The sequence below is a fragment of the Clostridium sp. CTA-7 genome (genome assembly GCF_054768095.1).
On the sequence record NZ_BAAAAV010000002.1, the window covers coordinates 121,771 to 135,816 of the forward strand.

A 14,046-nucleotide genomic window follows, 5' to 3' on the forward strand; every position below is an offset into this window, starting at 1 on the left:
ATAGAGGTAGTATCAGCAAAAAACTGACACTACCTCTAGATTTTTTCTTAATAATTATGAGATAATACTATAGTAATTATATAATAAAATAAAAATGTATATAATTAAAGAATAATAAATCAAAATAAAGAATAAATAACAAATATATTATGTAAAATTTTTAGTGGAGGAAATATGGTATTAAATATAAGTAGCATAGATATAAATATTTTAAGGTTTATAAGTGATAATCTATCAAGTCCAATTATGGATAAAATAATGAGTTTTATAACAGCATTGGGAAATGGTGGGCTTATATGGATAATTATAGGGATAATCTTATTATTTAGTAATAAGTATAGGAAAATAGGAATCACAATGTTAGTAGCCCTTTTGATAACAAGTTTATTTGGAGAGGTAATTATAAAAAATATAGTAAAAAGACCAAGACCTTTTATTACATTTCCTAATATGAAAATTATGATAAAGGCACCATTATCATATTCATTTCCATCAGGACACACAGCGTCTTCGTTTGCAGCAGCAGTTGTACTTAGTCATTATATAAAGCAATGGAAATATCTATTTTACTCTTTAGCATCACTTATTGCATTTTCTAGATTATATCTTTTAGTGCATTATCCTTCTGATGTATTGGGAGGAATAATATTAGGAGTTGTATGTAGCTTAATTACTATTAAAATAATTGATAATATTAAATTAGAAAGGCTGTCCAATGAGTGATGGCCTTTTAAAATTATTAATAAATAAGCCTTAAGTAAGCTTTTTGTAAAAAAGTACAAAAAAAATGTTAGTAATTGTGATAAAATACTATTGAATAAAAACGTTTTCACCAGTATAATTTAAATATAAGATAAAGGAAATATATAAAATAAGAGTTTTAATTTTTAGTTTTTTGGAAACGTTACCTGTTTCGTGAAGGTTATGAAAACATTAAAAATTTTATCTGGTGGGGGAAACTTATGTATGAGTTAAAAAACTCTTTTCAAAAAATAAGTGAAGAAATTCAAATTCCCTTTAAAATAAGTAAGAAAGATGGATCTGTAATAGCTGATTTTATGCAAAGAAAAAATTGTAATGTTATTAGTAGTATTTTAAAAATTTCAACTGAAGAATTGCTATTAGAAACATACGATGATTATAGTAATTGTATAAGTTTGTTGAAATACTGTTTAGAACAACAGCTAAGCAATGTAGTCAAATCAAAAGAAGAAATAATAGCAGATATAATAAAGGGAAAAGAATTTTCCAACGATGTTCTACAAGAAGTTATTAAGGATAAGCCCTTTAAATTAATACTTATTTATTTGAGGGACAAGCAATTTAAAGCTCTAAAATTAATAGAAAAAAATTATTTAAGAAACGAGAGTATAATTGTATATCATGATGAATATATTCTTATAGTAAGCAAAAATGATATTAGTAAGGAAAAAATTAAAGAATTATACATTGAATTAAAAAAGAATGTAACAGAAGAATGTTGTATAAGTTATTGTAAGATAAATGAATACAATGAATTTAAGGAGAAATTTGAATATCTTAAGGAAAATTTAGAAGTATGTCTAAAGTATAATTTACCATCGAAAATATATACAGAAAATTCATTATTATTAGAAAAAATTATAAAAAATGTAGATGAAAAAGAGATTAACAGAGTATATAAGCAATATAATGAGGTTTTTTCTAAATTGGATGATGGTTTAATAAAAACTATAGAAATATTTTTCAGTGAAGGTTTAAAGATAAGCGAGTCTGCAGATAAATTATATATTCATAGGAATACTTTATTTTATAGAATTGATAAAATAAAAAAAATAGTTAATTATGATATATCTAATTTTAATGAGGCAATAGAGTTTAAAATATTATTTTTACTTTGGAAAGAAGCAAGATTTAAGAATAAAGTTTAAAGTTTTATGGAAACGGTACCGGTAAGGTTACCTGTAAATAATATAATTAATTAAGTTAATAAGCCTAAAAAGGTTTATAAATATAAGAGTCTAAAATTAGATTTTGGGAGGAATTTATTATGGTAAAACGTTCAAAATTGTTAGCAGTTTTAATTGCTGGTGTAATTGCAACAACTTCTTTAGTAGGTTGTGGTGGAAAGAGTGATACAACTGGAAATAAAGGTGGAGAAAAGAAGACATTAACAGTTTGGTCACACTTCACAGCTAACGAAGTTAAAGAATTTGAAAAAGTAGCTAAGTCTTGGGGAGAAGAAAACAATGTTGAAGTAAATGTTGTTGAAGACCAAGGAAAGTTCCAAGAAATGATCCAAGCTTGCCAAAGTGACAATGGTCCAGATCTTATATTAGGTGTACCGCATGATAATTTAGGAACATTCCAGAAGGCAGGAGTTACTGCTGAAGTACCAGCAGGTATGGTTTCTGCTGATAAATATACTTCTCAAGGGATAGTTGATGCTATAACAATAGGTGGAAAACAATATGCTATACCGTTTGCTCAAGAAACAACAGCGATGTTCTATAATAAAGATAAAGTTAAAGAAGTTCCAAAAACAATGGAAGATTTAGTTACAATGGCAAAAGAAACTGGATTTGAATATGACGTAAATAACTTCTTCTTCTCATATGCATTCTTATCAGCTGGTGGTGGATATGTTTATAAGAATAATAATGGAACATTAGACCCATCAGATATAGGACTTGGAAATGAAGGGTCAGTAGCAGGACTTCAATTCATTTCAGATTTAGTTAACAAGAATAAGTTAATGGCAGCAGATATAACTGGTGACATAGCTAAAGGAGATTTCACATCAGGTAAAGCTGGATTCTACTTCTCAGGTCCATGGGATGTTGCAGGTGCTAAAGAAGCTGGATTAAACTTTGGTGTAATTCCAATGCCAACTTTAAATGGAAAAGTTCCACAAACATTCTTAGGTGTTCAAACTGCATTTGTTAATGAAAATTCAAAGAATAAAGATATAGCTTGGAAACTTATGGAGGAATTTGTTAATAAGGGACAAGATATAGTATATAAAACTGGTAGCAGAATTCCTGTAGCTAAAGGCTATACAGTTGATGATGAATATACAAAAGCATTTATGGAACAAGCAAAAGTTGCTATGCCAATGCCAAATGTAGTAGAAGTTCAAGCTATGTGGGAACCAGCAGGAAATAACTTGAAGTTATTAACTTCAGGTCAAATAGATGCTAAAACAGCTGGAAAGAATATAGTTGATCAAGTGAAAGAAGGCATTAAACAAATAAAATAATATATGCAGCTAAATAGAGATAGGTAGTTTACCTATCTCTATATAAAATAAAGGGGGATTTAACATGGGCATGAAGAGTAAAAGTCATAAAGCTTACTATTTCTTAGCACCAGCGCTTATTTCAATATGTATATTCACATTACTTCCAGTATTATCAACAATATACTATGCTTTTACTGATTATACTCAGTTTTCAAAGGGTGAAATCAATTTCATAGGGTTAGCGAATTTTATAGAAGTTTTAACCGGACCTTTTAAAGAAACATTTTTACCTGTATTTGCATGGACAATGGTTTTTGCAATATTATCAACGCTTGGATGCTTTTTTTTAGGGTTAATAATAGCATTAGTTTTGAATAATCCTAATATAAAAGAAAGAGGGTTTTATAAAGGAATATTAATTCTTCCTTGGGCTTTACCAGCATCTGTTGCAATTTTATCTTTCCAAGGTTTACTTAATGGAAGCTACGGACAAATAAATAATTTACTAATGCAGTTGCACATAATACAAGAACCTATAAAATGGTTAGCAGATCCTAATTTAGCTAGAATGAGTATAATATTAGTTAATATATGGCTTGGATTTCCGTATATGATGAATGTTTGTTTAGGATCATTATCAGCAATACCAGAAGTTTATTATGAAGCAGCTATGGTAGATGGTGCAAGTAAATGGAAGCAATTCACAAGTATTACATTACCAGCACTAGCTAAAACTGCTTATCCACTAGTCATATCATCTTTTGCATTTAACTTTAATAATTTTGGACAAGCTTTTTTAATAACAAATGGAGGACCTCCAAGATTAACAACACAGTTTGCAGGGTACACAGACATACTAGCATCAGTAAATTATAAACTTTCAATACAATTTGGAAGATTTGATATTGCAGCAACACTTAGTATAATAACATTTATAATAATTGCATCAATTTCATTTATTCAAATGAAAGCGTCTGGCCAGTTTGAGGAGGTTGATTAATATGCAAACAGAGGTAAATTTAAAGAGTATTTCAACAAAACAAAAAAAGGTAAGATATAAAAAGAAATTAAGACCTGATGAAATTAGAACAGCTTGGCTTGGTAGAATTTTTATATGGATAATGATAGCAATAACATTAGTTCCTATAGTAGCTGTAATTTCTTCTTCAATGGCTAAAGGACAAGCGTTTACTCAAACAACTTTCTTTCCAATGGAATGGAGTTTGGAAAATTATAGAAAAGTATTTGAAAAAACAAACTTCTTATTATGGCTAAAAAATTCACTAATAATTTGTACAATAGTAGCAACAGTTCAATTACTATTATCTGTACCAGCAGCATTTGCTTTTTCAAAATTAAGATTTTGGGGAAGAAAAAATGGATTAATGAGTTTATTAATACTTCAAATGTTCCCAGCAACTATGGCGTTACCAGCAATAATGGGGATAGTTTTCACATTAAATTTAACAAACAAACCATGGGTATTAATATTAATACTAGCAGGTGGAAGTGCTTATAATATATGGCTTTTAAAAGGAGCGGTAGATGGAATTCCAGAGGAGTTAGTTGAAGCTGCTTATATAGATGGTGCATCAACATGGAAGGTATTTACTGTAATAATATTACCATTACTTAGAAATATGTTAATAGTTATATTCTTATTTGCCTTTATAGGAGCTTATAGTGAATTTATGTTTACTTCAGCAATATTAAAAAATGCAGAAGTACAAACTATAGTAACAGGACTTCAAAAGTTCATTAAAGATCAATTTTCTGCAAATTGGACAATGTATTCATCAGCAGCAGTAATGGCGGCTTTACCAATAGTAGTAATATTTATGCTTTTACAAAAATATATAGCATCAGGGTTAGTTTCAGGATCAGTAAAAGAGTAAGAAAGTAATCTTAACTTAAGTGTTATGGTACAAAAAATTGAATAATAATGAAGTTTATATCGAATACTTTATCGAAACTTGGAGGGAGTTATGATAAACATAAGAGATATTGCAAGAATAGCAGGGGTAGGGGTTAGTACAGTATCAAGAGTAATTAATGATCATCCAGATGTAAAGGAACAAACTAGAGAACGAGTATTAGAAGCAATAAGAGAAAATAATTATATACCGAACAATAGTGCAAGAAATCTTAAAAAAAATAATACAAATAACATTGGAGTCTTAATAAAAGGAGTTTTTAATCCATTCTTTTCAGAAATGTTAGATTATATAAGTAAAAGGATTTCTAAGGCTGGATACTCTATGATATTAGAACATCATGATTACTTAAGTGATGATGAAATGAATAACCTAATATCTATGATAAAAGAAAAGAGATTACAAGGTGTAATTTGTTTAGGTGGAAACTTTACAGAAGTAAAAAATGATGATTTTAATGATATTGATGCACCTGTAGTATTAACTTCTATAAATCATAAATATGGGAAAGAGTTTTCAAATTTTTCTTCAGTGTCCATAGACAACGAGGAGGCAGCTTATTCTGCTACTAAATATCTAATAGAGTGTGGACATAGGAACATAGCTATAATGCTAGGTGATGAAAATGACTTTGGAATTGGATATCTAAGAGAAGCTGGTTATTTAAAAGCATTAAATGAAAATAGTATTAAGTTTAATGAAGGTTATAGAGTTTTAGGACACTATGATTATAGAGGAGCATACGAAAAAACTAATAGTTTATTAAAATATAATAAAGATATAACAGCTATATTTGCTATATCAGACATAATGGCTGTAGGGTGTGCAAAAGCTATAAAAGATAATGGCTTAGAAGTAGGTAAAGATATTTCAATAATAGGGTTTGATGGGATGGATATTAGCGAATTCTATAATCCTACAATTACAACAGTTGTACAACCTAAAGTAGAGATGGCAAAAATAAGCGTTGATTTATTGTTAGACCTAATAGTAAATAAAACAGATAACAAGCACATAATGCTTAATACTGAACTTGTACAAAGGGAATCAACTAACTTTAATGTGAATAGATAGAAATATTTAGTCAACTCATATAGTAATACCTTTGATGTTATGAGTTGGTTAATATAAATAATATAGATTTAAAATGTATTATTTAAAACTCTCACTAATATTTATAAAAAATCTCTTATGAAAGTAATAAACCTATTATCAAATAACCTTCACGAACATAGTAATTATAATATAGAATAGGCTTTATGAGAAATGAGGTAAAATTTATGGAAAGAAGTAGTGGAATATTAATGCATATTTCATCACTACCAGGAAAATATGGAATAGGAACATTTGGAATAGAAGCCTTTGCCTTTGTAGATTTTTTAAAGAAAAGTAGACAAAAGTATTGGCAGATACTACCTTTAGGACAAACTAGTTATGGTGACTCACCATATCAATGCTTTTCAGCATTTGCAGGTAATCCATATTTTATAGATTTCGAAATATTAGAAGAAGAGGGGTTATTAGAAGAAGAAGATTATTCTAATTTAGATTATGGCTTAGATGAAAATTGTGTAGATTATGCTAAGTTATTTGTAAATAAAAATAAAATACTAAAAAAAGCATACCATAATTCAAAGAATAAATTTAATAATGATATAGAGGATTTCAAAGAAAAAAATAAGTTTTGGTTAAATGATTATTCTCTATATATGGCTGTGAAAAATCATTTTAACTTAGTTAGTTGGCAAAAGTGGGATGATGATATAAGATTAAGAAAAGATGAAGCCATAAATTATTATAAAAAAATGTTAAAAGATGAAATTGATTATTGGGTATTTGTACAATATATGTTTTTTAAACAATGGTATAGTTTGAAGAAATATGCTAATGAAAATGGAATAAAAATAATAGGAGATATTCCAATATATGTTTCAGAAGATAGTGCAGATATTTGGAGCAATCCTAAGTATTTTAAAGTCGATGAAAATATGATTCCAATAACTGTTGCAGGTTGTCCTCCGGATACTTTTTCAGCTACTGGCCAACTATGGGGAAATCCTATTTATAACTGGGATAATTTAGATAGAGATGGATATGGTTGGTGGATTGATAGAGTTAGAGAAAGTTTTAAATTATATGATGTAGTAAGAATAGACCATTTTAGAGGGTTTGAAGCATATTGGGAAATACCATATGGAAACAAAACAGCAGAATTTGGGCAATGGACAAAAGGGCCTGGAATTAAATTATTTAATGCTATAAAAGATAATCTTGGAGACGTGAATATAATAGCAGAAGATTTGGGAATGATGACAGATGACGTAATAGAGCTTAGAGATAAAACAGGATTTCCTGGAATGAAAATTTTACAGTTTGGATTTGGCGGAGAAGATAGTGTAGACTTACCACATAATTATCATGCTAATTGTGTGGCTTACACAGGCACACATGATAACGATACAAATTGTGGATGGTATAATGTAACTGGAAGTAAAAATGAAATAGAAAAAGCTAAAAAATATTTAAATTTAACTTATGAGGAAGGAATATCAAGAGGATTAATAAGAGGAGTTTGGGGAAGTCAAGCTTATTTAGCAATAACCACAATGCAAGATTTTTTAGGATTAGGTAATGAAGCTAGAATGAATTTACCTTCTACATTAGGTGGCAATTGGACTTGGAGAGCTTCAAAAAAAGATTTAAACGATAAATTAGCAGAGGAAATATTTGAATTAACTAGATTATATGGTAGATAATTTAATTAAATTATAAATAAATCCCGGATAAAAGTTATAAATAAAGCTCATGGAGAATATTCTCCATGAGCTTTATTTATAATAATATTAAGGTACATAATATTTAAAGAGGTGATTTAAAATGAGAGTCCTAGTAATGAGTATAAATTTAAGAGCAAGTTGGGTACACTCTTTAAAAGAAAAGAGAATGGTGGTTAGAAGTATAACTCAAAAGTTAAAAAATAAATTCAATATTTCTGTAAGTGAGATAAGCGATCAAGATATTCATCAAAGTATTGTAATTGGAATTTCAGGAATATGTGCAACTAATGCTCAAGTAGATTCTACTATGGAAAATATAATAAATTTTATAGAAGAAAATACAGATGCAGAGCTTATAAAAATAGATAAAGAAGTAATAATGTTTTAAAATTTATAAAAATAAATTTTAAAATGTTGTTGACAAATATAATTAATAATCGTATATTAATATCAATATAAAAATTAAATATTTTGATTACGTTTCTTATCAAGAGTGGTGGAGGGACTGGCCCTGTGAAACCCAGCAACCTGTAATAGGATTATAAGATAAGTCTAATTAATGTTGGACTAAAACTATATTCTATTAAGTTTGGTGCTAAATCCTGCAGCTTTAAGCTGATAGATGAGAGAATAAATTAGTATGTGAGTAATTATACGCACTAGAGATTTATTCTCTAGTGCGTTTTTTGTTTTACTTTAAGTTTCTTTAAAGGGGGAATCAATTGTGATAGAAATTAATAACTTAAGTAAAAGCTTTGACAAAGTAGAAGTTATAAAGAATGTTTCGCTTAAGATAGAAGAAGGACAAGTGTATGGAATTATAGGACATAGTGGGGCAGGGAAATCAACTTTATTAAGATGTATAAATGGGCTAGAAAGTTATGAAGATGGATCTCTTACAGTAATGGGTAAAGAGGTTAAAGATTTAAGTGGAATTGAGCTTAGGGAATTTAGAAAAGATCTTGGTATGATATTTCAAGGGTTCAATTTATTAAATAGAAAAAATGTATTTGAAAATGTAGCATTACCACTAGAGGTTTGGGGCTATGAAGAAGAGTATAAGGAATACAAAGAAAAATGCAAGGGAAAAGGGGAGAGTTTTTGTAGTTACAAAAAATTTAGAAAAGAAAAAATATATAATAGAGTAACTGAACTTTTAAAGTTAGTTGGACTTTCAGAAAAAGCAGATGCAAAACCATCTAATTTAAGTGGAGGCCAAAAGCAAAGAGTGGCTATAGCACGAGCTTTAGCATTAGAGCCTAAAATTTTACTTTGTGATGAAGCTACATCAGCATTAGATCCTAAGATCACAAAGGATATATTAGAACTTCTTTCAAAGATAAATAAAGAGTTAGGAATTACAATAGTTATTGTTACCCACCAAATGGAAGTAGTTAAAGAGGTTTGTGAAAAAGTTGCATTAATAGAAGGGGGTATTTTAAAAGTACAAGGCAATTCAGAAGACTTATTCTTAAAACCAGGAGTATCGCTTAAGAAGTTTTTAGGTGAACAGGATGAAGAACTACTACCAGCAATAGGAATAAACATAAAATTATTTTTTCCAAGCACATCATCAGAAAATGCGCTTATCACGAAAATGTCAAGAGAGCTAAATATAGACTTTTCAATAGTTTGGGGCAAATTAGAAAAGTTTAGAGATGATGTACTTGGAAGTTTAGTAATAAACATAGAAGAGGAAGATAAGGAAAGGGTAATAAATTATTTAGAAAAGAAAAATGTAATATTGGAGGTGCTTAATTAATGTTAGATATGCTATTAAAGGCTTTAAGAGAAACAATTATAATGGTATTTTTCTCAACTGTATTTTCAGTAATATTAGGATTCGTACCAGCGATAATTTTAATAGTTACAGCACCAAAGGGATTAAAACCTAATAAATTTATTTATAAAATATTAGATACTATAATAAATATCCTAAGAAGTTTTCCATTTATAATATTAATGGTGTTTATGGTACCTTTAACTAGGTTAATAGTAGGAAAATCAACAGGAATACAAGGTGCAATAGTCCCTTTAACTATAGCAGCTGCTCCATTTGTAGCAAGAATAATAGAATCTGCCTTAAAAGAAGTAGATCCAGGTGTAGTAGAAGCAGCAAAATCTTTTGGAGCATCAAATACTCAGCTAATATTTAAGGTTATGCTTAAAGAAGCTGTTCCATCAATAATTTCTGGATTAACTTTAACTGTAATTAGTATAATAGGCTATTCAGCTATGGCAGGAAGCATAGGTGGTGGCGGACTTGGGGATCTTGCCATAAGATATGGTTATCAAAGATATCAGACAGATGTAATGATTGTAACAGTTTTAATTTTAATAATAATTGTACAGGTGTTGCAATCTTTAGGAAATTACTTATATAAAAAACTATCATAATAAAGTTATAAAAATAATTAAAATATAAAAATAAAAGCAATTGATATAGGAGAATAAATTTAATTAAATAAAAATTAAAGAAATTTAAATTGTCTAATTTTAAATGTCAATTGTACATTAAAAAGGGGGCTTTCAATATGAAAAGAAAATCAATATTAACATTATTATTAACAGGGGCTTTAGTAATAAGCTTAGTAGGTTGTGGAAGTAAGGGAAAAGAAACAGGCTCAGCAGCTGAAGATAAAACAATAACAATAGGGGTTACACCGGTTCCTCATAAGGAAATAGTAGAACAAATTGTACCAGATCTTAAAGAAGAGGGGTACACATTAAAAATAGTAGAATTTACAGATTATGTAACGCCAAATACAGCCTTAGCGGAAGGGGAATTAGATGCGAACTATTTTCAACATATTGCATACTTAAATGAGACAAATGAAAGTAAAAAGCTAGATTTGACTTATACAGCAGAAGTTCATTTAGAACCAATAGCAGCATACTCTAAAAAAGTTAAAGGTATAAATGAAATAAAAGATGGGGCTAGAGTTGCAATTCCAAATGATCCATCAAATGAAGCAAGAGCATTAAGACTATTAGAAAAACAAGGACTAATTAAAGTTAAAGAAGGCGAATTAGTAACGCCTAAGGACATAACAGAAAATAGTAAAAACTTGAAATTTGATGAATTAGAGGCAGCTCAACTACCAAGAGTATTAGAAGAAGTAGATTTAGCTGTTATAAATGGTAACTATGCTATAGAGGCAGGATTAAATCCATCTAAGGATTCATTAGCAATAGAAGATAAAGATGCAGAAGCAGCAAAGGTTTATAGAAACATATTAGCTGTTAAGAAGGGGAATGAAAATAGTGAAAAAATTAAAGCTTTAACAAAAGCTTTAACATCAGATAAAGTTAAGAAATTTATAGAAGAAAAATATAATGGAACAGTAATTCCAACTTTCTAAATTCCATATTCAACTATTAATGGTTAGGTATTAAAGGGATAAGAGTGAGTAGTAATGTTTTGATAGAACCTTACTACTCACTCTTTAATTTGTATGAAGAATTGATTTAATCCTTTTATGATATAATAGCAAATATATCAAAAGGGATATGTTTTATTGTTGAAGAAAAGAATGGATAGGTGAGATAGTATGGAGAAGTTATATTATAAAAATCAATATATAAAGGAGTTTGAAGCAGAGATTATATCTATAAAAAATACAGATAATAAGTATCATGTAGCGCTAGATAAAACAGCATTTTTTCCAGGAGGTGGAGGTCAATCCTGTGATTTAGGAGAGATAGATGGAAAAACTGTAATTGATGTCTATGAAGAAAAAGGAATAGTTTATCATGTTCTTTCAGAAGAAATTATTAATAAAAGATGTATTAAGGGAAAAATAGATTGGAATAGAAGAGAAGATGGTATGCATCAACATTTTGCTCAGCATGTACTTTCTGGTTGTTTCTTTAAATTATTTAATGCAAATACAGTAAGTGTTCATTTAGGAAGAGAAATTAGCACAGTAGATATTGTTGGTTATTTAAACGAAGATCAAATAAGAAAAGCAGAAAAAATGGCAAATGATATCATAAGGCAAAATATATTAGTTGAGTTTATGACACCTGAAGCTAATGAATTAAAAAATCTAAACTTAAGAAGAGACTTACCAAATACTGAAGATGAAATAAGAGTAGTTAAAATAGGAGAGCTTGATATTAATGCTTGTTGTGGAGTACATCCTGCCAAAACATTAGAGTTAAGAATGATAAAGATTAGAAAATACGAAAAAAATAAAGGTAATACTAGAATAGAATTTTTAGCAGGAGAAAGAGCAATTAAAGATTCTTTGAGTAAAGATAAAATATTAAGAGATATTTGTGTTTATTTAAGTAGTAGTGAAGAAGAAGCATTAAATAGCATAAAAAACTTAAAAAATAATATAGAAGATTTAATAAAGGAAAAAAAGAAAATAGATGAAGAGCTTATGCAATATGAAATAGATGAGCTACTTTTGAATTCTAATAAACATGGAGAAATCATAATTTTAAAGAAAATATATGAAGAAAGAGATATTAATTATGTTAGAAAGCTTCTTAATAAATTAAATGATAAAGATAATGTAATTAGTTTAATTGCAGTTAAAAATCATAATAAGGTAAATGTATTGTTTGGAGCTTCTAAAAATATAGATTTTGTGAATATGGGTAATTTATTAAAAGAATTAATTAAATTTATAAATGGAAAAGGTGGAGGAAATAAGTTTTTAGCTCAAGGCTCTGGAGATAATATAAATGTAGATGAATTTTTAAATCATGCTTATAATGAAATAAAAGAAAAGTTAATTTAGTTAAAAAGTACTTTGAAATATATAAAAATTTCAAAGTGGCTTTTCCTTTTATTAAGATAGTATTACTATATACATAGTAAATACTATTAATGTACGTGAGATTATTGAATTATAAGTAATATATTAAAGAAGAGACATTGCTAAATTAAACTTTCTAGCATTATCATTATTTGATATAATAAAACTAATAATAAATAATTTTTTTAGTGTTATGCTTTTCGAAATTTTATTATCCCAAAGTTGATGTTTCTTTATTTTATTTATTAAAAGTACAAGCTTTTGCCTTAATATTGATGTGTGAAAGTTGAGTTATATAAATTATAATTTTAAATTGCCATTTTTTTAAAACTTATACAATTTATAATAATGATAATGGGGGTATTTTACTTTTTCTATTGTTATTATAATTTCAAAGGAAAGTATTTAGATTCTGTCAAATCTATTATATTTTATTATATCTAGAGTTCAATGTTAATATGACTTAGCAAAACTTTAAATTATACTAGGAGGAATGTAATGAATAATTCTAATATATTATCTTCGTTAAAAATTTTATATGTTGAGGATGAGCCAATTACAAGAGATTATGTTTCAAAGTATTTGAAACAACAAGTAGGAAGAGTTATATTAGCGGTGGATGGAAATGATGGTATAAAAAAATTCTCTGAATTTGATCCAGATATAATTATAACAGATTTAGTTCTTCCAGATATGAGTGGAATTGAAATGATGGCAAAAATAAGAGAAAATAAAGTTAAATGTCCTGTTATAATAACTTCAGCATTATGTGATTCACAAACTATTTTAAAGAGTATAGATTTAAAAATAGATAAATATTTAGTAAAACCAATAGACTTGAATATCCTATTGAAAACATTATTAAGTATTTCAGTTCAATTATTAGAGGAGAATCACGGTGTTCTTGTAATAAATGAGGAACTTATTGTTTCAAAGGAAAATAAAGATAAGTTGGAGTTAGATATAAGGAATATATATTCCAAATATTTAAAAAGCGTTACTGGAAAAGGAGCTAAAACCATACAGGTTTTTATAAAAGGAAAAGTAATAGAAATTGTTTCAAAAGAAAATTTAACATTAATTGAAGAAAGTTTACTTAATGCAGGAAGACATAGTAAAGACGTTGAAATTATTAGAAAGGTCATATATGAGAATACAAAGTTACTTATTGAACAGGAATTAGAAAAATTAATTGATAGAAAAGTGGTGATGGATAAAGTCGAAATTTATCCATATGAAAAATACGAAAAGATTAATTTTAATATTAAATAATACAAAAAAGGTTTAATTTAGTTGAAAAGTAATATTTAGTATAAAAAATGCTACTATTAATAGATTAATAGTAG

13 protein-coding genes and 1 riboswitch are annotated in these 14,046 nt (G+C 27.8%); all 13 genes read left to right on the plus strand.

From position 1 onward, the window contains the following. The first annotated feature begins 174 nt into the window (after positions 1 to 174). The 13 genes from ACYUEX_RS03600 to ACYUEX_RS03660 all read left to right on the plus strand — a co-directional run bounded on the left by ACYUEX_RS03600 (position 175) and on the right by ACYUEX_RS03660 (position 13,972). Complete coding sequence (locus ACYUEX_RS03600) at positions 175 to 723, plus strand: phosphatase PAP2 family protein (protein WP_460286601.1); 549 nt, start codon at positions 175 to 177, stop codon at positions 721 to 723. A gap of 239 nt (positions 724 to 962) precedes the next feature. After that, positions 963 to 1,910, plus strand: coding sequence for a PucR family transcriptional regulator (locus ACYUEX_RS03605; RefSeq protein ID WP_460286602.1), 948 nt, complete (start codon positions 963 to 965; stop codon positions 1,908 to 1,910). Positions 1,911 to 2,029: 119 nt separating this feature from the next. Next, positions 2,030 to 3,238, plus strand: coding sequence for a sugar ABC transporter substrate-binding protein (locus tag ACYUEX_RS03610; RefSeq protein ID WP_460286603.1), 1,209 nt, complete (start codon positions 2,030 to 2,032; stop codon positions 3,236 to 3,238). A gap of 64 nt (positions 3,239 to 3,302) precedes the next feature. Continuing rightward, positions 3,303 to 4,220: an ABC transporter permease subunit gene (locus ACYUEX_RS03615; RefSeq protein WP_460286604.1), complete on the plus strand. Its 918-nt coding sequence runs from the start codon at positions 3,303 to 3,305 to the stop codon at positions 4,218 to 4,220. A gap of 1 nt (position 4,221) precedes the next feature. After that, positions 4,222 to 5,115 (plus strand): sugar ABC transporter permease, encoded by an 894-nt coding sequence (locus ACYUEX_RS03620; RefSeq protein WP_460286605.1) that lies wholly within the window; start codon positions 4,222 to 4,224, stop codon positions 5,113 to 5,115. A gap of 93 nt (positions 5,116 to 5,208) precedes the next feature. Beyond that, on the plus strand, positions 5,209 to 6,228 hold the full coding sequence (locus ACYUEX_RS03625; protein ID WP_460287051.1) for a LacI family DNA-binding transcriptional regulator: 1,020 nt from the start codon (positions 5,209 to 5,211) through the stop codon (positions 6,226 to 6,228). A gap of 206 nt (positions 6,229 to 6,434) precedes the next feature. After that, positions 6,435 to 7,910, plus strand: coding sequence for a 4-alpha-glucanotransferase (malQ, locus tag ACYUEX_RS03630; RefSeq protein WP_460286606.1), 1,476 nt, complete (start codon positions 6,435 to 6,437; stop codon positions 7,908 to 7,910). Between the two features lie 121 nt (positions 7,911 to 8,031). Then, positions 8,032 to 8,319, plus strand: coding sequence for a DUF503 domain-containing protein (locus ACYUEX_RS03635; RefSeq protein WP_411168901.1), 288 nt, complete (start codon positions 8,032 to 8,034; stop codon positions 8,317 to 8,319). A 93-nt stretch (positions 8,320 to 8,412) separates the two neighbouring features. After that, positions 8,413 to 8,560, plus strand: a riboswitch (SAM riboswitch). Between the two features lie 95 nt (positions 8,561 to 8,655). Beyond that, positions 8,656 to 9,693 (plus strand): methionine ABC transporter ATP-binding protein, encoded by a 1,038-nt coding sequence (locus ACYUEX_RS03640; RefSeq protein ID WP_460286607.1) that lies wholly within the window; start codon positions 8,656 to 8,658, stop codon positions 9,691 to 9,693. After that, on the plus strand, positions 9,693 to 10,328 hold the full coding sequence (locus ACYUEX_RS03645) for a methionine ABC transporter permease (protein ID WP_460286608.1): 636 nt from the start codon (positions 9,693 to 9,695) through the stop codon (positions 10,326 to 10,328). The genes ACYUEX_RS03640 and ACYUEX_RS03645 overlap by 1 nt, the downstream gene beginning before the upstream one ends. Before the next feature lie 137 nt (positions 10,329 to 10,465). Then, positions 10,466 to 11,293 (plus strand): MetQ/NlpA family ABC transporter substrate-binding protein, encoded by an 828-nt coding sequence (locus ACYUEX_RS03650; RefSeq protein WP_460286609.1) that lies wholly within the window; start codon positions 10,466 to 10,468, stop codon positions 11,291 to 11,293. A gap of 189 nt (positions 11,294 to 11,482) precedes the next feature. After that, the gene (locus ACYUEX_RS03655; RefSeq protein ID WP_460286610.1) at positions 11,483 to 12,682 is read left to right on the plus strand and encodes an alanyl-tRNA editing protein; all 1,200 of its coding nucleotides are present in this window, start codon (positions 11,483 to 11,485) and stop codon (positions 12,680 to 12,682) included. A 516-nt stretch (positions 12,683 to 13,198) separates the two neighbouring features. Further along, entirely contained in the window at positions 13,199 to 13,972 is a 774-nt protein-coding gene (locus ACYUEX_RS03660) for a Na-translocating system protein MpsC family protein (RefSeq protein ID WP_460286611.1), read from the plus strand. Positions 13,973 to 14,046: the final 74 nt, after the last annotated feature.